19 protein-coding genes and 1 pseudogene are annotated in these 18,261 nt (G+C 71.1%); 10 read left to right on the forward strand and 10 right to left on the reverse strand.

Going from position 1 to position 18,261, the window contains the following annotated elements; translation table 11 throughout:
• The first annotated feature begins 7 nt into the window (after window positions 1–7).
• The 4 genes from OG294_RS24845 to OG294_RS24860 are packed head-to-tail and all read left to right on the forward strand — an operon-like array spanning window position 8 to window position 2,002.
• Window positions 8–244 carry a hypothetical protein gene (locus tag OG294_RS24845; RefSeq protein ID WP_327068762.1) on the forward strand — a complete coding sequence of 79 codons (237 nt, stop codon included), beginning with the start codon at window positions 8–10 and terminating at the stop codon, window positions 242–244.
• Window positions 241–501, forward strand: a complete 261-nt coding sequence (locus OG294_RS24850) for a hypothetical protein (RefSeq protein WP_327068763.1) — start codon at window positions 241–243, stop codon at window positions 499–501. Before OG294_RS24845 ends, OG294_RS24850 begins: the two co-directional genes overlap by 4 nt.
• Window positions 498–677 (forward strand): helix-turn-helix domain-containing protein, encoded by a 180-nt coding sequence (locus OG294_RS24855; RefSeq protein ID WP_327068765.1) that lies wholly within the window; start codon window positions 498–500, stop codon window positions 675–677. Before OG294_RS24850 ends, OG294_RS24855 begins: the two co-directional genes overlap by 4 nt.
• A 44-nt stretch (window positions 678–721) precedes the next feature.
• Complete coding sequence (locus OG294_RS24860) at window positions 722–2,002, forward strand: tyrosine-type recombinase/integrase (RefSeq protein WP_327068766.1); 1,281 nt, start codon at window positions 722–724, stop codon at window positions 2,000–2,002.
• Window positions 2,003–2,243: 241 nt separating this feature from the next.
• Here the strand turns inward: OG294_RS24860 and OG294_RS24865 are convergent, their stop codons facing one another.
• Together OG294_RS24865 and OG294_RS24870 are read right to left on the reverse strand one after the other, a co-directional pair.
• Window positions 2,244–2,507, reverse strand: coding sequence for a type II toxin-antitoxin system RelE family toxin (locus OG294_RS24865; protein WP_327068767.1), 264 nt, complete (start codon window positions 2,505–2,507; stop codon window positions 2,244–2,246).
• Window positions 2,500–2,769: a type II toxin-antitoxin system Phd/YefM family antitoxin gene (locus OG294_RS24870; protein ID WP_007266282.1), complete on the reverse strand. Its 270-nt coding sequence runs from the start codon at window positions 2,767–2,769 to the stop codon at window positions 2,500–2,502. The genes OG294_RS24865 and OG294_RS24870 overlap by 8 nt, the downstream gene beginning before the upstream one ends.
• A gap of 384 nt (window positions 2,770–3,153) precedes the next feature.
• Here OG294_RS24870 and OG294_RS24875 point away from each other — a divergent pair, with 384 nt between their 5' ends.
• Together OG294_RS24875 and OG294_RS24880 are read left to right on the forward strand one after the other, a co-directional pair.
• Window positions 3,154–3,435: a type II toxin-antitoxin system Phd/YefM family antitoxin gene (locus tag OG294_RS24875; RefSeq protein WP_327068768.1), complete on the forward strand. Its 282-nt coding sequence runs from the start codon at window positions 3,154–3,156 to the stop codon at window positions 3,433–3,435.
• Window positions 3,432–3,686, forward strand: coding sequence for a Txe/YoeB family addiction module toxin (locus tag OG294_RS24880; protein ID WP_327068770.1), 255 nt, complete (start codon window positions 3,432–3,434; stop codon window positions 3,684–3,686). Before OG294_RS24875 ends, OG294_RS24880 begins: the two co-directional genes overlap by 4 nt.
• 175 nt (window positions 3,687–3,861) lie before the next feature.
• Here OG294_RS24880 and OG294_RS24885 read toward each other — a convergent pair whose 3' ends face one another.
• From OG294_RS24885 to OG294_RS24920, 8 genes and pseudogenes are all read right to left on the reverse strand, one after another.
• Complete coding sequence (locus OG294_RS24885) at window positions 3,862–5,742, reverse strand: DUF2075 domain-containing protein (protein ID WP_327068771.1); 1,881 nt, start codon at window positions 5,740–5,742, stop codon at window positions 3,862–3,864.
• 110 nt (window positions 5,743–5,852) lie between these two features.
• Window positions 5,853–7,886, reverse strand: a complete 2,034-nt coding sequence (locus OG294_RS24890; RefSeq protein ID WP_327068772.1) for a DUF2075 domain-containing protein — start codon at window positions 7,884–7,886, stop codon at window positions 5,853–5,855.
• A 173-nt stretch (window positions 7,887–8,059) separates the two neighbouring features.
• Window positions 8,060–8,188 (reverse strand): DUF6408 family protein, encoded by a 129-nt coding sequence (locus tag OG294_RS24895; protein WP_327068773.1) that lies wholly within the window; start codon window positions 8,186–8,188, stop codon window positions 8,060–8,062.
• A gap of 198 nt (window positions 8,189–8,386) precedes the next feature.
• Window positions 8,387–8,647: a Txe/YoeB family addiction module toxin gene (locus OG294_RS24900; RefSeq protein ID WP_327068774.1), complete on the reverse strand. Its 261-nt coding sequence runs from the start codon at window positions 8,645–8,647 to the stop codon at window positions 8,387–8,389.
• The gene (locus OG294_RS24905; RefSeq protein WP_327068775.1) at window positions 8,644–8,820 is read right to left on the reverse strand and encodes a type II toxin-antitoxin system Phd/YefM family antitoxin; all 177 of its coding nucleotides are present in this window, start codon (window positions 8,818–8,820) and stop codon (window positions 8,644–8,646) included. Before OG294_RS24905 ends, OG294_RS24900 begins: the two co-directional genes overlap by 4 nt.
• Window positions 8,821–8,926: 106 nt before the next feature.
• Window positions 8,927–9,589 (reverse strand): HAD-IA family hydrolase, encoded by a 663-nt coding sequence (locus OG294_RS24910; protein ID WP_327068776.1) that lies wholly within the window; start codon window positions 9,587–9,589, stop codon window positions 8,927–8,929.
• A 59-nt stretch (window positions 9,590–9,648) separates the two neighbouring features.
• A pseudogene (locus OG294_RS24915) lies at window positions 9,649–10,781 on the reverse strand (dihydrofolate reductase family protein).
• Window positions 10,782–10,816: 35 nt separating this feature from the next.
• Entirely contained in the window at window positions 10,817–11,398 is a 582-nt protein-coding gene (locus tag OG294_RS24920; protein ID WP_327068777.1) for a pyridoxamine 5'-phosphate oxidase family protein, read from the reverse strand.
• Window positions 11,399–11,544: 146 nt separating this feature from the next.
• Here OG294_RS24920 and OG294_RS24925 point away from each other — a divergent pair, with 146 nt between their 5' ends.
• The 4 genes from OG294_RS24925 (at window position 11,545) to OG294_RS24940 (ending at window position 18,134) form a co-directional block, all read left to right on the forward strand.
• On the forward strand, window positions 11,545–12,357 hold the full coding sequence (locus OG294_RS24925; RefSeq protein ID WP_327068778.1) for a methyltransferase domain-containing protein: 813 nt from the start codon (window positions 11,545–11,547) through the stop codon (window positions 12,355–12,357).
• Between the two features lie 58 nt (window positions 12,358–12,415).
• A complete protein-coding gene (locus OG294_RS24930; RefSeq protein ID WP_327068779.1) occupies window positions 12,416–13,846 on the forward strand; it encodes a DUF4190 domain-containing protein in 1,431 nt (476 codons plus the stop codon).
• Between the two features lie 941 nt (window positions 13,847–14,787).
• Window positions 14,788–15,255, forward strand: a complete 468-nt coding sequence (locus tag OG294_RS24935; protein ID WP_327068780.1) for a (deoxy)nucleoside triphosphate pyrophosphohydrolase — start codon at window positions 14,788–14,790, stop codon at window positions 15,253–15,255.
• A gap of 98 nt (window positions 15,256–15,353) precedes the next feature.
• Complete coding sequence (locus OG294_RS24940; RefSeq protein ID WP_327068781.1) at window positions 15,354–18,134, forward strand: SpoIIE family protein phosphatase; 2,781 nt, start codon at window positions 15,354–15,356, stop codon at window positions 18,132–18,134.
• The last annotated feature ends 127 nt before the right edge of the window (window positions 18,135–18,261 follow it).

Consider the following 18,261-nt stretch of genomic DNA (forward strand, 5'->3'; position numbering starts at 1 on the left):
AAACCGCATGACGGCAAAGACCGTCGACTTCAGAGCCTGCCCGTGCGGGTCGAAGCGCGCCTACGAAGACGACCACGCCGCCACCAAGGCACTAGGCAAGGCCCAGGCCAAGCGAGCCCGGGTCGCCGACCGCCGGGGCACCGGACGAGGCATCCGCCACGAGAGCCGCACCTACGAGTGCGAGTACGGCATGTACCACCTGACCTCCCAGTCCCGCACCCGACACCTGGGGGTGGCTGCTTGAGTCCCACCGAGGCCGCCCTGGCCAACGGCTGGAGCTGGGTTCTCGGGGTCAGCGGGAGCGCGGCTCGGCAGTACCCGGCCGGCGCCGAACCCCAGCCCGAGACCGACGAGGAACTGATCACCGAGATCGCCCGTCGCCTCGGCGCCCCCGGGGCCAGCGGCGCACAGATCCTCGACCGGATCGACCAGCTCCGCCGCGACTACCGGACCGCGCTTCGCGCCGCCGTCCTGATTGCCCACCGGGCGGACGCCGGATGAAGGGCGGCAGCAACCGCCTCCTCACCCCGGCGGAGGTCGCCGACTGGCTCAAGGTCAGCGAGATCACCGTCAAGAACAAGTACCGAACCTGGGGCCTTCCAGCACAGAAGGTCGGCAGGCTGCTGCGCTTTCGCGAGCGCGACATCGTGACCTACCTCGACAGCAGATACGGGTAGCACCAAGCAGGCCGCACCGCCCCATCAAGACAGAAAGGGGCCACGTGGCCACCGTCTTTCAGCCCTGCAAAGAGGAAGAGCAGGATCGCTTCTACCCCTGCACGAAGGTGCGCTGCGGCCACAAGTGGCTCGTCCGCTACCGGGAGCCGGGCGGCCGGTCGGGGAGGCAGCGCGAGAAGAGCTTCGCCAAGAAGACCGGGCCTGACGGCGCGGACGCGTTCGCCAGCAAGGTCGAGCACGACAAGGGCATGGGCGTCTACCTCGACCCCCAGCGGGGCGCCATCACTCTCCGGGCCTACGCGAAGGAGTGGCTGGAGCGGCAGATCCTCGCGGAGGGAACCTACCGGAACTACGAGGGCTTCATCCGGAACCACCTGATACCGCACCTCGGGCGTAAGACCCTGGCCGGCCTCGCTCAGAGCGACTTCGAGCGGTTCGTCGCCGCCCTCCATCGCAAGGGCGAGGGTATGGCCGCCTCGACGATCAACGACCGGATGAACATCCCGATCGCGATGCTCGAAGCGGCGATCGTCGAGAAGCGCATCTCCGAGAACCCGGCCAAGGGCGTCAAGATCCCCAGGACGAGCAGCATTGCCGTCGACGAGGACGAGATCCCCACCCTGGAGGAGGTTGATCTCCTCGGCAAGCACATCTCGCCCCAGTACCGGCTGACGATCTACCTCATGTCCGGCGCCGGCCTGAGGCCGAGCGAAGCCCTGGCCTTCGCCTGCGAGTGCCGCCGCACCGAGTTCATCCGCATCCGGTGGCAAGTCAGCGCGAAGGCGAGCCGTGGTGACAGCCGGAGTCGGTTCGTCCCGCTGAAGCACCGCGCGGAAGGCGAGTACCGGGACGTCCCGATCGCTCCGTTCCTGGACGAGGAGATCGACGCCCACGAGGAACAGTGGGCGCCCATCCCGGTGGCGTTCAAGGACAAGGCCGGCAAGGACCGGGAGCTCGAAGTCTTCTTCGCACCGCGCGAGCGGGGCAAGGGCACCATGCCCACGGCCAACACCTTCGGCTACCACTTCAAGAAGGCGTGCATCGCGGCCGGGCTCGTTGATTCAAACGGCAAGCCGAAGTACACCCCGCACTCGCTGAGGCATTTCTTCGCCTCGACCGCCCTCGCGAACGGAATTCCGATCCACGAGGTCTCGCGTTGGCTCGGACACAAGTCAATCAAGATCACCGTGGACACCTACGGGCACCTCGTCCCGGGCGCCTGGCACCGCTGCCGCGAGGTCATGCAGGCCGCCATGCGACCGCTACCGTTGGTAGTGGAGAGCCCGGCCGCTGCGGACTCCGGCGGCTACGGCCCCGCCGCGTGACTGTGCTGACCTGTCCCGACGGTACTGATTCCGTGCTGACTCGGGCCTCTCTGGGGGACGTTTTCGCAGGTCACAGCGTTGTGGTGGAAGTTCCGCTTCAACGTGTGATCGACTCATTACTGCACGCTAGGTGATTCGTCAAGCGTGCAGGTCGAAAGGGGTCGGCTCCTCTGGGGGTCGACCCCTTCGTCCGCACCGTGCTGGATAGGTGCTGGATATCCTGACGCTGGATCAGCCGGTGTCAGGTGCCGTAAACGGTGGAGCGATGCCCGACGTGCACGACCCACACCACCAGCTCCCCGTTGTCGATCGTGTAGACGACTCGGTAATCGCCGACTCGCAGGCGCCGACGTTCGGGCTGCGACACGAGCGCGGTGGTGTTGAAGCCGAGGGGATCGCTCTCCAGCTCGGTCAGCTTGGCCAGGATGCGCAGTGCAATGTCGCGGGGAATCTTCCGAAGCTCGGCCTGAGCCTCAGGTCGGAATACGGTTCGGTACTCACTCACTGCGAGCCAGGGTCTCCCTCATGATGTCCTCGATCGGGATACCGGGGGCCGGGTTCGCCATGCGCTCGTCGATGATCCGGTTGATCTCGCGCTCTTCCCATTCCTGGTACTTGCGCAGTACCTCGATGGAGACGACGGCGGCGACCTCCTTGCCTCGGCGTGTGATCACCGTGGGCACGTCGTCCCGATCGGCTCGCTCCACGACCTCGGCCAGGTGTGCGCGCACATCCCGGATGGACTCTATGGGCAGTGGCTGCGTCATAGCGCCCAAGCGTACCGAGTGTTCCATGTGTACACAACGCTTCGCTATGTGGGGCGTGGTCGCGGTTGCGTGTGCTGGATGCGCTGGACAAGTCCGCACCGTGCTGGATGGGTGCTGGATGACCACTTCCAAGGCTACGTTCCCGCAGGTCGCAGCCCTGTGCTGAATGTTCAGGTTCAACGTGTGAGCGGATGAAAGTACACCACGTCGCTGACGTGGCAAACATGCAGGTCACAAGGGGGCCCGGCTCTACGGAGTCGAGCCCTGCTTGTTTCCCGTGCTGGGACGGTGCTGGGAAATCTGGCTGCCCGTCAGCTGTTCACCCGCCGAGCGAACGTCGAGAGTGGTACGTTATTAGGTACCACTTGAGGGAGGGGGCCGGTCATGTCCATCACTGCGAGCGAAGCCCGCAAGGAACTCTTTCCGCTGATCAAGAAGGTCAACGAGAACCACGAGGCCATCGAGATCGTCTCCAAGCACGGCAATGCCGTACTTGTCTCGGCCGAGGACTACGCGGCGTTGAGTGAGGGCTCGTACCTGCTGCGCTCTCCGGCGAACGCTCGGCGGCTCCTCAAGGCGTATGAGAACGCCCTGGCCAACGTCAACCTGTCCGAGCGTGAGCTGATCGATCCCGAGTCGGCGGACGCGGGTACGGGTGCCGCGTGAGGCTTGTCTTCGAGGATCAGGGCTGCGAGGACTACACGTCCTGGCTCAAGAACGACCGCAAGATGCTCGCCCGGATCAACAAGCTCATCGAGGACGTCAGGCGTGACCCCTTCTCCGGGGTCGGCAAGCCTGAACCTTTGAAGTATCACCTGCCTGGGGCGTGGTCGCGGAGGATCGACGACGAGCACCGCCTTGTCTACCTGGTAACGGACAAGGAGATCGTCATCCTCGCTGCTCGGTACCACTACTGACCCGCCCGTGCTGGGACGGTGCTGGGAGAAGCCCCTCCGAAACGACGTTTCCGCAGGTCGCTGCTCTGCACTCACGTTCCGCTTCAACGTGTGAGCGGATGAACACACTGCGCTCGCGCGTCGTGTGCAGATCGAATGGGGTCCGCCTCCTCGGAGGTGGGCCCCATTCCTGCTCTCACACGGCCGCAAGGCCCAGGCTTGCGCCGGTCAGCTCCCGCAGCTTCTCGCGCGTCTCCGCGTCGGTCGAGTACACCACCGTGCCGATCATGCCTCGCGTCAGCAGCACCTTGTAGGTGTTGCGGATCAGTCGGTGCACATCCGCGTCCGACGTCGACTTCTGGAAAACCGGATCCTTGGACGCGGTACGGTCGGTGACCCAGCGGTCGTCACGCCACACCAGGTCGGGGCCGATGATGACGCCGCTCCAGTCGTACTCGAAGCCCTGCGCCGTGTACACACAGCCCACTTGCCCGAAACCGGCCGGATCGGTCGCCCACAGGGCGGCCGGAGGAGCACCTGCGACGGCCCGGTCACCGAAGACGTTCCAGGGCCGGGCCCACTCCCCGACGACCACGTCGGCGGGCAGGGCCTGCCCCGGGGGTACCTTCTTCGTCCACTTCCAGCAGTAGCCGGCGGACATCCGCGCGCTGTACCCCTGTGTACGGCGGTCGTCGAGGAACGCCTCCATCTCCTGCGGACTCTCCGCGAGCATGAGCTGCATCTTGTCGTCCGGCTCCCACACCACCGGACCGCCCGGCTCGAGCCCCAACAGCCGCACCACCCAGCGCAGATACGCGTCGCTGCCACCGCAGCGGAACTGGCTGTCCAGCGACACCACCTGACAGCTGAGTCCCTTCTTCGCGGCAGCCGCCTCGATCTCAGCGACCGTGCCCATCTCGCCGGGCCGGACGACCTGATGCTCGTCCAACAGGAACACCGGGACGCGCGCCACGTCGATGAGTTCCTCGATCTGGGCCTTGCCGGTGCGGTTCGATGCCGACGTGTAGCGGTTGGCCGAGGTCTCCCGGATGCGGTGGGCTTCGTCGCAGATCAGGACGTCGAGACTGTTGCGCTCGGCGGTCATGAAGCTGTTGAAGTACTTGAAGAGGTCCTTCACTTCACGCTTCCGGGCGCCAGCGACCTTCCTCATCGTCGTCGTGAACGAACTCGAGCCTGTCGCGTGCAGTGCCGTGGTGCCCTGCCGGTACAGCTCACCGAGGAGCGAGAGCGCGATGACACTCTTCCCGGTGCCGGGCCCGCCGGTGACGACCACGACCTCCTTGTGGTCGGACTGCTTGGCGCGGCGGACGGCGTTGAGGACCGTCCGGTACGCGATCCGTTGCTCGTCCAGCAGGACGAACTGCTCGCGTTCGCGCACCTCCTGGGCGGCCACGGCCATGAGCTGCCTGGACGGGCCGATCTTCCCGCTGACGAGCTCGTCCGCAGCCGAAGCCCCGGGCTCGGGTCCCAACCTCCCGCGCAGGAAGTCGATGAACTCCCCGCGCCGCGCACCGGTGAAGAGCTGACCGTGCTGGTCCTGCTCGGCTTCGAAGAGCCCGCTGACGGTGAGGTCGGTGGCATTGTGCAGATAGGCGACGCCGCTGATGCGATCCTGGTGCTCGGCCAGCGCTCCGTTGAAGGAGACGAGGTACTCGCAGTAGCCGCGAACCTGGTCGACGGGGTTCAGCACCGCCCGGGCGTACGCGTCGATGCGGCAGAGCGAGGGATCGTCCTCGTCCGGCTCGGCGCCGCCCCACTGCTTCAACTCCACGACGACGTACGACGGCAGACCGGTCTCGGGATGCACTCCGGCCAGCACGGCGTCGGCCCGCTTGCTGTTCAGTGGCAGCCCGTACTCCAGGAGCACCTCCACCTGCCCGAGCCCCGCATCGTTGAGCGCGCTCGCGAGGACCGGGATGCTCCGCTCCCACGAGCGGACCTCCGACGGACCAGGTCTGTGGCCGTGCATGTGCACGAACTGCTCCGTCAGGCGGAAGAAGAGAGCACCGGAGAGGCACTCGGCGGCAACCGCGGCGGCGGAGTCGCGGAACAGCAAGGAAAGCCCCCAGGCAGCACGAAGGAACTCGTGCGGGTGGGGGCATGTCCTCGGTGACTCCGCCAGGCGGAGCGGAAGCCCGGCGGGCCGCAGCTACGACGGGATCAAGGCTACCTGTGCCGTTTGCTGTAGTCGGGCGGCAGCTGTGGTCCTTCGGCGGTCAGCTTGGCCTGGGCGCCGGCGTAGTGCTGCAGGCCGATGGTGCCGGGGATGAGCCTGCGCAGTTCGTTGTGGGTCGCCGGGTCGACCGCGTACACCACGGTGCCGACCACTCCGCGGGTGAGGAGTACGTGGTAGGCGTTACGGACGCACCGGATGACGGTCGCGTCGTCGACCGACTTGCGGAAGGCGGGATCGTGGGAGGCGGTCCGGTCCACCGTGAACTTCCCGTTGCGGAAGAGCAGATCGGGGCCGATGATGACGCCGTTCCAGTCGTACTCGAAGGTCTGCGCCGTGTAGACGCAGCCGATCTGACCGATGCCGCGGGAATCGGTTGCCCACAGGTCCGACGGCGGTGCGTTCTCGACACTGTGCTGGGGCTTCACGTTCCACGGCCGGTGCCAGTCCCCGATGGTCACGTCCTGGACGAGCCGGCCGTCTTCGGGGTTGCTCCACTTCCAGCAGTAGCCTGCGGTGATGCGTGCCGTGGCCCCCTCGAGGTGCCGTGCCCGGAGGAACTCCTCCAGCTGCTCGGGAGAGTCGGCGACCGCGAGCGTCGTCCGCCCGTCCGGGCGCCAGGTCACCGGATCGGAGACATCCAGCCCCAACAACTGCTGAACCCAGTGCTGGAACCGCTTGCTGCCGCCGGCTCGGAACGTTCCCTCCAGATCCGTCACCTCGACCAGGCAACCGCTCTCCTCGGCCAGTTTCTTGAGATAGTCGGCGGTTCCCACCTCGTCGGGGCGGATCGACTGGTGGTCGTCGAGCAGGAAGATCGGCACCTTGGCGGCGTTGATCAGCTCAGTTGCTTGCGCCCGCTTGTCGTCCCGGAGTTCCTTCCGCGTCCAGCGGTCTGTCGAGCTGCGCCGTACGCGGTGTGCCTCGTCGCAGATCAGGACATCGATGCTGTCCGGCGGGGTGTCGGTGAAGCTGTTGAAGTACTTGTACAGCTTGGCAGCCGCCTTGGTCCTGCCCGAACTCTGCCTGCCGCGTGCCGTCCCGCGCATGATCTGGCGCAGTGTCTCCGTATAGGCGTGCGATCCGCTGGCCAGCACGGCCTCGCGGTTCTTGAGCCGTAGCTCACGCTGCAGTTCCAGGGCCACCGCGCTCTTCCCGCTGCCCGGGCCGCCTCGCAGGATGTGGACGCGCTTGGGACCTGGCTCGGGGACGCTGTCGGCGTCGTGGAACAGCCCGACGTCGAAGGCGCCGAGGGGCGCGGTCTTCTCCAGGTGCCGGGTGATGCGGTCGAAGGCGACGTACTGCTCGTCGAGGAGAGTGAGACCGCCGCCGCCGACGGATTGCTGCCGTGCCACGTCGGTGACTTTGAGCAGTGGATCGAGTCGGGCCTCTTCCAGCGCACGGGCGGCGCGCTTTCCGGAGGCAGCTGCGAACCTTGAGGTGAGTGCTCGCCGGAACCGTTCCAGGTCGTCAAGCGTGTAGAGGAAGCCGTGGTCGCTCTCGCCCAGGTCGAACAGCGCTTCCACGTTCTCGTCCCGGGCGTTGTGGAGCAGCGCCACCCCCGTCAACCGGCCGTCGCTCTCCCGGAGGTGGGGGAGGTAGCGCACCATGTACTCGCAGTAGCGCTGGATCTGCCGCACCGGATGCAGCTTGTTCTTGCCGTCGTCGAACCCGAGATCGACGGCGATCGGACAGCGGGGGTCGACGCTGGCGTACCGTACCTGCTTCAGCTCGACCGCGAGGTAGGAGTCCGCGCCGGTGCCGGGATGCTGGCCGCACAGCACCAGGTCGACGGCAGAGTTGGTGTGCGGTAGTCCGACCTCGATCTGCACCTCCACGTCGTCGCGGCCGCATTCCAGCAGAGCGTTGACCACGACGGGGATGCTGTTGTTCCAGGAGGCGACATCGCCCGGGCCGGCCGGTCGGTTCTTGACTCTGGAATGCTCGTCGATCAGTCGCTCGGCGAGCGGAGAATACGCCGATCCGGCTGGGGCGACGATGAGTTGCCCCAGCTCGGCCGCGGACATTTGCAGGAGCACGAAGGGTCCCCAGGCACGATATGACTCGTGCGGGTGGGGGCATGTCCTTCGTGGCTCCACCGAAGCGGAGCGGAAGCCCGTCGGGCCGCAATGACAGTCCGTAGACTACCTGGGCTCTGACGGGGTGCGGGCGGGCCCCGGAGGCCCGCCCACCGCCCGGCTCAGCCGAGGCGGTGCACCACGGCCTGCGCCAGCGCCCACATCAGGTTCGAGCCGAGGCTCGCCGTAATGCTCATCAGGACATTGCGGACCCAGATGCGACGCTTGGGCGTGTACTTGACGACAGCCATCCGAACCGTCCCCTTTGGTTGTGATCGGCGACGGATGCCGGACGGCTCCCGCCGGGAGCACGCCATGAGGCGGCGTCACCGAACCAAAGGGGTCCACGTCTCCGTAGGCCGCGTCGCGTACATCCTCCGGGAGGACACGCGGTGCAGGACAAACGTAGCTTATGACGGTGCAGTACGGGCACGGAGTTTCACGCCCGGTCAGCCCGCGTCGTGGTAGCGGCACCGGGCGATCAGGACCGAGTGGTCGGTGACCTTGCAGATGAGGCGGTGCTCGTCATTGATGTGCCGTGACCAGTAGCCCTGGAAGCCGTGTTTGAGCGGCTCGGGCTTCCCGATCCCCTCGTTGCCATTGCGGGCGACGTCGGCGATGAGGGTATTGATCCGCTTGAGGATCTTGCAGTCCTGGAGCTGCGACCACTGGTAGTCCTCCCGGGCCCGGGAGGCGAAGGTGATCTTCACTCGGGATCCGCGAGCTCCCGTGCGGTCCCGCCGCTGGTCTCCAACTCCTCGATGGAGGCCAGAAGTCGACGCGCATTGGCAGGGCTGCGCATCAGGTGGGCGGTCTCCTTCAGGGACTGGCAGTCCTCCAGTGACGCGATGACCACCGGTTCGCGGCCCGCGCGAGTGATCACGATGCGCGGGACTCCGAGTAGGTCATCGTCTTCATGGGCCGCCTCCTTCTAGGTACAAGAAATTGTCCGTCCATGCTCACATGGCGACAAGGTTCGCGGTCCGCCGTCAGGCCGTGACCCGGACCAGGAGGGTGCCGTCCGGCCCCGGGGTGAGGCGGATCTGCTGCAGGGTGTCCACGTGCGCCGTCGGGGCGTGGGCGGCGGCGCGCGGGCCGACGCCGATGACTCGCATGCCCGCGGCGTGGGCGGCTTCGATGCCGGCCTGGGAGTCCTCGAAGACCAGGCAGTGGGTGGGGTCGATGCCGAGGGCGGCGGCGGCCTTGAGGAAGCCCTCGGGGTCGGGCTTGCTGGCGCCGACCGACTCGGCGGTGATGGCGAGTTCGGGCATCGGCAGGCCGGCGGCCGCCATCCGGGTGCGGGCGAGGGCCAGGTCGGCGGAGGTGACCAGGGCGTGCGGGTGGGGGGCCAGTGCGGCCAGGAAGGCGGTGGCGCCGGGGACCTCGACGATGCCCTCGGTGTCCGCGCTCTCCTCGGCGAGCATGATCCGGTTCTCGGCCAGGTTCTCCTCCACCGGCCGGTCCGGCAGCAGGATCGCCATGCTCAGGTGGCCCTGGCGGCCGTGCACCACGTGCATCGCGGCGTCCGCGTCCAGCCCGTGGCGCTCCGCCCAGCGCCGCCAGCAGCGCTCAACGGCGGCGTCGGAGTTGACCAGCGTCCCGTCCATGTCGAGCAGCAGGGCGCGGACGGACAGTTCGGTGACGGCGGACATGCCTGGCTCCTCGGGGCGCGGGAGATTATGTTCCCCGATGATACAAAAGGCGGGCGCGCTCAGCCGAGCAGGTGCGCGTTGACCGCCCGGGCCTCGTCCGCCAGCTCGGCCAGCTCCACCACCCGCACCCCGGCGGCGGTGAGCCGGTCCACGCCCTCGCAGCCGGTGACGAACAGGTCCGGTTCGCGCCAGGCCAGCACCACCCGGGGAATCCCGGCGGCGATCACCAGGTCGGCGCAGGGGTGCGGGCGCGAGGCGCGGCGGCTGCACGGTTCCAGCGAGCTGTACAGGGTGGCGGCGCGCAGCCGCGGGTCGCCGGGCGCCAGCTTGCCGAGGGCGGACTCCTCGGCGTGCACCACCGGGTCCCCCTCGCGGCTGTGGCCCTCGGCGAGCACCTCGCCGTCGGCGCCGACGATCACCGCGCCGACCGAGAAGGCGCCGGCCGAGGGCGGGCACCGCCGGGACAGTTCGACGGCGCGGGCGAGGAAGTCGAGATCGGTCCGGTCGGTCACGGGGTGGACTCCTTGGGGGCGTAGCGGAGCAGGACGACGTCGCCGACGGGCTGGGCCGCCAGCAGCCGCAGCCGCCGGGTGCTCCCGCCGGGGAACTCGGCCGGGTTGACGAAGCGGGGCGCGGTCGCCTGCCCGACCAGCAGCGGCGCGACGGCCAGCTGCAGCTCGTCGGCCAGCCCCTCGGCCAGGAACTGGGTGTGCACCGAGCCGCCGCCCTCCACCAGCAGCCGGCCGACCCCGCGCCGGCCGAGGTCGTCGAGCAGTGCGCCGAGGTCGACCAGGGGGCCGAGCGCGACCACCTCCGCGAGCCCGTCCAGCGTTCCGCGCAGCCGCTCGGCCGCCCGGTCGGTGGTGTACACCAGCCGGCCCTCGCCGGTGTGCCAGAACCGCAGGTCGGGCGCGAGGTCGCCGCGCGCGCTCAGGGTCACCTTGAGCGGGTGGGCCGCTCGCCCGGCGGCCACCCGGGCCGCCCGCCGGTCGGGGTGGTTGACCAGCAGGCGCGGGTTGTCGCGGCGCAGCGTGGTGGAGCCGACCAGGATGGCGTCGCAGTCGGCGCGCAGCTCGTCCACCCGGTCGAAGTCGGCGGCGTTGGAGAGCAGCAGCCGCTCGGGGGAGGCGTCGTCCAGGTAGCCGTCGATCGACATCGCGGCACTGAGCAGCACGTACGGGCGGTTGGGCATGCCCTCCACCGTACGGTGCCGCGGGGCCGCTGCGGTCACGGCCGGGGCGGCAGCGGGAGCGGAAGGCCGGGCAGGCCGTCCACGCTCACCCCGACGTACTCCTTGGCGGCGCAGTAGTCGGCGAACTCCTGCTCGCTCTTGCGGCCGAAGTAGTCGGCGTGCAGCGGGCGCTCCTCGCGGTACTCCAGGAACGGCACCGCGAACCCGCAGGAGTCGCTGATCCGCTCCGCCCGCACCAGCACGATCGCCCGCAGGCCCGGCCCGTCCGCCCCGGGGGCGAAGCGGGTCAGCAGCTCGGCGAAGCGCGGGTCGTCACGGAAGACCGGCTCGCCGCGGCCGTGCACCCGCACCACGGTGGGCGGGCCGGTGAAGGCGCACCACATCAGCGTGATCCGCCCGTTCTCGCGCAGGTGCGCGATGGTCTCCGCGTGGCTGCCGCCGAAGTCCAGGTAGGCGAGGGTCAGCTCGTCCAGGACCGCCAGGGTGCCGGCCCGGCCCTTGGGCGAGAGGTTCACATGGCCGTCCCCGGCGAGCGGGGCGGTGGCGGTGAAGAAGATCGGCTGGGCCTCGATGAACGTACGGAGCCTGCCGTCGATTCGGTCGTAGCTCTTTCCCATGGCTCGATTATTCGCCCGGCTGCTCGGAGCCGGAAAGGTCCATGCCCTGTCGTCCCGTATTGCGAGACAGAATTTCTTGCCAACTGAGACGCTGGTTAAGCTCGAAGGGCCGCTGAAGGCCGCACCAGCCATGGAGGGGACCGGTCATGACCGAGCATCGGACTGTCTACACGCACGGCCATCAGGAGGCGGTGCTGCGCTCGCACCGCAGCCGCACCGCGGCCAATTCGGCCGCCTATCTGCTGCCCGAGCTGCGGCCCGGGCAGGCGCTGCTGGACGTCGGCTGCGGCCCCGGCACGATCACCGCCGACCTGGCCGAGCTGGTCGGCCCCACCGGACGCGTGGTGGCCGTGGACACCTCGGCCGAGGTGCTGGCGCAGGCCGCCGCCCACGTCGCCGGGCGGGGGCTGGACAACGTCGTCTTCGAAGTCGGCGACGCGCACCAACTGAAGTACGGTGACGGCGAGTTCGACGTCATCCACGCCCACCAGACGCTGCAGCACGTGGCCGACCCGGTGGCCGTGCTGCGCGAGCTGCGCCGGGTGCTGGCGCCGGGCGGGGTGCTGGCCGCCCGGGACGCCGACTACGCGGCCATGACCTGGTACCCCGAACTGCCCGAGCTGACCGCCTGGCTGGAGCTGTACCGGAGCACGGCCCGGGCCAACGGCGGCGAGCCGGACGCCGGGCGGCGGCTGCTGGCCTGGGCGCAGGCGGCCGGGTTCACCGAGGTGGCGGCGGGCAGCTCCAGTTGGACCTTCGCCACACCCGGCGAGCGGCTGTGGTGGGGCGAGTCCTGGGCGGAGCGGGTGCGCGGCTCCGGGCTGGCGGCCACCGCGCTGGAGCACGGCCTGGCCGACGCGGCCGAGTTGGCCGCGATCGCCGAGGGCTGGCAGCGCTGGACGGTGCAGCCGGACGGCTGGTTCGCCGTGCTGCACGGCGAGGTGCTGGCCCGAGGCTGAGCGGCTGGCCGGCGCCCCGGTCGGTTAGAGTCCGCGCATCCATCGAACTGGTGCGCGCATGGGCGGGCAGGGGGGCAAGGGCCTGATGACGGCAGAGGACAAGCAGGACGCGGCGCGGGAGGAGGCCGTGTCGCTCGTCAAGCGACCGGCCGCCACCCCGCCGGCGCCGACGGCGGCAGCCGAGGGCGGGCCGGCCGCCACCCCGCCGGCCGCCACCCCGCCGGCCGAAGCCGGCCCCGCCCCCTCCGCATCACCGATGCCCGCCGACGCACCGCCCGCCGACGCCCCGCCAGCCGCCACCCCGCCCCCCTTCGACCCCTTCGCCCCGCCGTCCACCCCCGGCCTCCCGCCCCACCCGGCCGCCCCGGGGCCCTACGCCCCGTACCCCCCGAGCGCGGCGTACCCCCAGAGCGCGGCGCACGCCCCGTACGGCGGGTACTGGGGCCCGGCGCCCTACCCGCCACCGCGCACCGGCGTGAACGGCTTCGCCGTCGCCGCCCTGGTCACCGCGCTGACCTGCTTCCTGTGGCCGTTCGGCATCGCCTTCGGGATCACCGGCCTGGTCCAGATCCGCAACCGCCGCCAGCGCGGCACCGGCCTGGCCGTGAGCGGCCTGGTGCTCTCCGGCCTCGGGCTGCTGGCCACCCTCGGTGTGGTGACCACCGCCACGCTCGCCCACAACGCCGGCGGCTCGTTCGCCGCCGACCACGGCAGCTCGGCCGAGGACCTGGGGGTCGGCGACTGCTTCAACCGGACCTCCGGCGGCCTGGTGGACCAGGTCTCCTGCACGGACGCGCACGACGGCGAGGTGGTCGGCCACACCCTGCTCACCGGCCAGGCCTACCCGGACGCGGACGCGCGCAAGAGCCAGGTCGGCACGGTCTGCGACCAGCAGGCGCAGAACTACGCGATGGACGACTGGGCCGTCCCCGACGGCATGGTGGTGCACTACTTCTATCCGGAACAGGCCTCCTGGGACACCGGGGACCGGAAGGCCACCTGCTTCCTCACCGACCCGGACGAGCAGCACACCGGCTCGGTCCGCAAGGACGCCGGCAACGCGACCGCGGCCCAGCTCGACTATCTGAAGGCGATGGACGCCATCGACGAGGCCGCGAGCCGGCGCCCGAGCGGCTCGGCCGCGGACGACCCGGACGGCTACCGCGACTGGGCCGGCGCCCTGGCCACCGTGCTGCGCACCCAGACCACCGAACTCGACGCGGGCAGCTGGGACCCCGACGTCCGCACCGCGCTCGACGCGCAGCTGGCCGAGCTGCGGCAGCGGATCCCGGCCCTGCAGCAGGCTGCCGGTTCCACCGGGACGGGCGACCTGGTGCGCGCGATCGCCCAGGCCGACCAGCACCGCGGCTACGACCAGCAGAAGGCGGTCCGGCAGCTGCTCCAGCTCTCCACCGACGAGTCCTGGCTCAACCCGCCGGCCCAGGGCGGCGCTTCGCCGCGAAGTGACGACGTCCCGCACAGCGTCTGACGTCGGGGCAGCGGTCGGGACCTCACTCAGTACGGGCAGCGCGGCCCGTGGCGGGCAGCGCTGCCCGGTGCCTGTGCGGGACCGGCACCCGACCCCACGGGCACCGGGGGCCACCGCAGTGCCGTCCAGGCCCGGCCAGGCGGGCGCCGGGCCGGCCGCGGTGGCCTCGGCCGACGGCGGCCCGCGCCGCCGCGCGCCCGCGCCCACGGTGCCCGCGCGCCCGGACCCGGGCGGGGCCGAGGCGCGGTCGGCCGCCCGTCCGCCGCACGGCGACCCGGTGACCCGGCCCGGAACGAGACAGCCAGGACCTTGCGCCGACGCGGGAGCCGGTCCACCCTTGCGATAGTCGTCCGTGAGGTGGCCGCGCCGGAGAGATCCGGGCGGACCGCGTTGCCACGGCCGCTGTCGGCGCTGCGCCCACCCGCCGGGCGGGGGCGGCTCGACGCGGCCACGTGCTGGCTCCTCCCGCGCGGCGGTCGGACGGGGGCGAAACGGGGGCAGGTGCACGCGTCGGTAGGGGTTCGCTGGTGCGGGAGCCGCATCAGCGGAGCCAGTCGTAGGCGAATCATGTGTCGGAGGTGTGGGCCGGCGGTCCGGCCGACCCGCGAACCCCAACGTCTTACGCGCCGTTAACCCGGCTCCCCGGGTGTGTGACGACGCCGAAACCTCGTCCGTACGTCCCGTTAGCGGGTCGTCCCTAGCCTCGGGCCAGGGTGCGACCGGCACCGCCCCGGGCCCGACTCGACCCCCACCGAGCCGGGCCCGGCGCGGCGCAGCCCGCCATCGTCGGCCCAGGCCCAGGCCCAGGCCCAGGCGCAGGCCCCGCCCCGGCCCAGGCGCAGGCCCCCGTGCGGGCCGGCTGCCCAGGCCTCCTGCGGCCCGCCGCCCGGCCCCCCTTCGGCCCGCCGGCTTCCGCCGGCCGCCCGACTAAGCTCCCCAGCATGGAGAACCGGATCGTGGTCGGCGGCGCGCTGATCGCCCAGGGCCGGGTGCTGGCCGCCCGGCGCAGTGCGCCCGCCGAGCTGGCGGGGCGCTGGGAGTTCCCCGGCGGCAAGGCCGAGCCGGGGGAGAGCGAGCAGCAGGCGCTGGAGCGCGAGCTCGCCGAGGAGCTGGGCGTGCGGGCCAGGGCGGTGACCCGGCTGGCGGGCGAGTGGCCGGTCCGAGCCGGGCTGGTGCTGCGGATCTGGGCGGCCGAGCTGGTGGCGGGCGAGCCGCGGCCGTTGCAGGACCACTCCGAGGTGCGCTGGCTGGGACCTGACGAGCTGACGGCGGTGGACTGGCTGGAGCACGACCGCGCGGTGCTTCCGGAGGTGGCCGGCCTGCTCAGGGCCGCTGATGCGCCGTCAGCGCAGAGCCCGGCGTCAGGTCCTGTAGGCCGATCGGAAAAGATGACCCGAACGCATGGATAGTGCACATTGCGTCTGGGTATGTCACAGTTCGGCATGATCCGTAACGTTTGGCGTGTCGAGTGGCGTCAGTCCGCGTCGGTACTTGGGAGGCCGCGTCGGTGACCAGCACGGGTAGCGCCGACGGAGCGCGACGCACCCGCGCCCCCCGCTCCGGGCGGACGGGTGGGGCAGCCGCCCGCGCGCGCCTGCGCGTCAGCGCCCCGGCGCCCGGCGCGCAGCGCCCGTCCGCAGGCCCGTCCACCGGGCCCGCCGCGCGCCCCCGCTCCGCATCGGCCGCACCCGCCACCGGGGCCGTACCCACCGCTGCCGCCCCGGGCGCCGCCCCCCGCCCCGCCGCCCGGGCGGCCCCGGTCCACCGCGGCGCACCGGGGGAGCCGTTCCCGGCCGGCGCCGCCAGCTCGCCCGAGGCGATCGGCGAGCACACCCAGGGCAGCCTCTTCGACGTCGTCAAGGTCGCCATCGCGATGCTCGACACCGCGGGCCGGGTGGTGCTCTGGAGCCCGGCCGCCGAGGAACTGCTCGGCTGGCCCAGCGAGGTGCTGGTGGGCCGGCGGATCGAGGAACTGATGGCCGACGAGCAACGCGTCGCGCAGACCCGCGAGGCGTTCCGGATCGCGCTGCGCACCGGCGGCTGGAAGGGGCTGACCTGGCTGCACCACCGCGACGGCCCCAGGGTCCCGGTGGAGGCCCGGATCTCCCTGCTGGTGGACGGCGACGGCACCCCGTTCCTGCTGGTCGCGCTCGCCGAGGCGCGCACCCTGCAGGCCGTGGAACGCGATCTGGCGGTGCGCGACGCGCTCTTCGAGCAGTCGCCGCTGGGCATCGCGGTGCTGGACACCGAACTGCGCTACACGGCCGTCAACCAGACGCTGGCCGAGATGAACGGGGTGGCGGCCGAGGACCACATCGGCCGCACCACCGGCGAGACGCTGCCCGAACGGGCGGCCGACGAGGTCAGTGTGATCCAGCGTCAGGTGCTGGCCACCGGCGAGCCGGTGATCGACGTGACGCTGGCCGCCCAGAGCGCGGTCCGCTCGGGCTACCGGTCGATCTCCTACAGCCGGCTCACCGACCGCGGCGGCAAGGTGCTCGGCATCTCCGGCACCGTGATGGACGTGACCGAGCGCTACCGCGCGGTGGCCAAGGTCGAGCACGCCCGCCGCCGCCTGGCGCTGCTCAACGAGTTCGGCTCGCGGATCGGCGACCTGCTGGACGCCGGCCGGATCGCCCAGGAGCTGGCCGGCGCGGTGGTGCCCCGGCTCGCCGACTTCGCGGCGGCGATCCTGCTCCAGGCGGTGGCGCACGGCGACGACCTGCCCCGGCACGCCCACGACCGGCGCACCTCGCTGCTCCAACTCGGCGTGGCGGCCGTCCAGGACGGCGAGGACGTCGAGGTGATGCTCCGCCGGGGCGCCCGGATCAGCTTCGCCGAGGAGTCCTGCTACGGCCGGGTGCTGCGCAGCGGAGTGCCCGAACTGCTCTCCGGAGCAGAGGAGTTGGCGGAGGCAACCTACCCCGGCGACCCCAAGGTGCGGGCCGCGCTGGCGCTCGGCGCGCACTCGATGCTGGTGGTCCCGCTGCGCGCCCGGGGCATCGTGATCGGCCTGCTGGTGCTCAGCCGGGCCGGCCGGCGCGAGGCCTTCGACCGGGACGACCTGGCCTTCTCGGTGGAGCTCGCGGACCGGGCCGGCAGCTCGCTCGACAACGCCCGGCTGTACGTGCGTGAACGCACCGCCGCGCTCACCCTGCAGCGCACCCTGCTGCCGCAGCAGGTACCGCAGCCCACCGGCGTCGAGGTCGCCTACCGCTACGTGCCGGGCAGCAGCGGCACCGAGGTCGGCGGCGACTGGTTCGACGTGATCCCGCTGCCCGGCGACCGCACCGCGCTGGTGGTCGGGGACGTGATGGGCCACGGCCTGCGGGCAGCCGCCACGATGGGCCGGCTGCGCACCGCCGTGCGGGTGCTGGCCGCCCTCGACCTGCCGCCCGACGTGCTGCTGCGCCACGTCCACGAGCTGGCCGACGACCTCGCCCAGGGGCCGGACGAGGCGCTGCTCGCCACCTGCGTCTACGCCGTCTACGACCCGGCCACCGCGCGGCTGACGGTCGCCAAGGCGGGCCACATCCCACCGGTGCTGGTGCGCCCGCCCACGCCGGGCCCGGCCCGCTCCGGCGGACCGTTGCCCGGCGGCGAGGGCGAGGTGCTGGACCTGCCCTCGGGCGCGCCGCTGGGCGTCGGCGGGGTGCCGTTCGAGGCGGTGGAGCTGCTGATCCCCGAGGGCAGTGTGCTGGCGCTGTGCACCGACGGCCTGGTGGAGTCCCGGGACAAGGACCTGGACGTCGGCCTGGGCCGGCTGCAGTCGGTGCTGGAGAAGCCGTACGTGTCGATCCAGCACGCCTGCGAGGCGGTGCTCGACACCATGGAGCAGGGCCGTGAGCCCGACGACGTGGCGCTGCTGCTGGCCCGCCTCGGCCGGGGCGAGGAAGGCGCCCGCACCGTGGGCTGGACGCTGCCGGCCGAGCCCACCGCGGTCTCCCGGGCCCGCCGGCTGGTGCGCGGCGCGCTCCAGGAGTGGGGCGTGGAGGAGCTGAGCGACACCGCCGAGCTGCTGGTCAGCGAGCTGGTGACCAACTCGGTGCGGTACGCCAGCGCGCCGATCGGGGTCCGGCTCACCCTCGGCAACACGCTGCTGGTGGAGATCTCCGACCCGCTGCCCGACCCGCCCAGGGAGCGGCACGCGGCTGCCGCCGACGAGGGCGGCCGGGGGCTGGAGCTGGTGCGCCGGCTGGCGCTGCGCTGGGGCGCGCGGGCCGAGGGAATGGGCAAGGTGGTCTGGTTCGAACAGGAATTGCCGGGGAAGGAGCCGGGGCGAGATTGATCACGGGATTGATCAGGGCGGGATTCGGTCAGATATTCGAATTTTCAAGGCTTGTTCACGTCACGTCCGCCGACCAGGCGCACGGGAGCGGACCAGGGGCGCGAGGGTGGCAGGCTGGTGGCGCGAA

Source organism: Kitasatospora sp. NBC_01302 (assembly GCF_035976515.1).
In the GTDB taxonomy this organism is placed as follows: Bacteria; Actinomycetota; Actinomycetes; order Streptomycetales; family Streptomycetaceae; genus Kitasatospora.

What these genes read in the sequence shown, in the direction of transcription:
- OG294_RS24845 (WP_327068762.1), top strand. Translation starts at nt 8, where the DNA reads ATGACGGCAAAGACCGTCGACTTCAGAGCCTGCCCGTGCGGGTCGAAG.
- OG294_RS24855 (WP_327068765.1), top strand. Translation starts at nt 498, where the DNA reads ATGAAGGGCGGCAGCAACCGCCTCCTCACCCCGGCGGAGGTCGCCGAC.
- OG294_RS24870 (WP_007266282.1), bottom strand. Translation starts at nt 2,769, where the DNA reads ATGACGCAGCCACTGCCCATAGAGTCCATCCGGGATGTGCGCGCACAC.
- OG294_RS24875 (WP_327068768.1), top strand. Translation starts at nt 3,154, where the DNA reads ATGTCCATCACTGCGAGCGAAGCCCGCAAGGAACTCTTTCCGCTGATC.
- OG294_RS24890 (WP_327068772.1), bottom strand. Translation starts at nt 7,886, where the DNA reads ATGTCCGCGGCCGAGCTGGGGCAACTCATCGTCGCCCCAGCCGGATCG.
- OG294_RS24895 (WP_327068773.1), bottom strand. Translation starts at nt 8,188, where the DNA reads ATGGCTGTCGTCAAGTACACGCCCAAGCGTCGCATCTGGGTCCGCAAT.
- OG294_RS24910 (WP_327068776.1), bottom strand. Translation starts at nt 9,589, where the DNA reads ATGTCCGCCGTCACCGAACTGTCCGTCCGCGCCCTGCTGCTCGACATG.
- OG294_RS24920 (WP_327068777.1), bottom strand. Translation starts at nt 11,398, where the DNA reads ATGGGAAAGAGCTACGACCGAATCGACGGCAGGCTCCGTACGTTCATC.
- OG294_RS24925 (WP_327068778.1), top strand. Translation starts at nt 11,545, where the DNA reads ATGACCGAGCATCGGACTGTCTACACGCACGGCCATCAGGAGGCGGTG.
- OG294_RS24930 (WP_327068779.1), top strand. Translation starts at nt 12,416, where the DNA reads ATGGGCGGGCAGGGGGGCAAGGGCCTGATGACGGCAGAGGACAAGCAG.
- OG294_RS24935 (WP_327068780.1), top strand. Translation starts at nt 14,788, where the DNA reads ATGGAGAACCGGATCGTGGTCGGCGGCGCGCTGATCGCCCAGGGCCGG.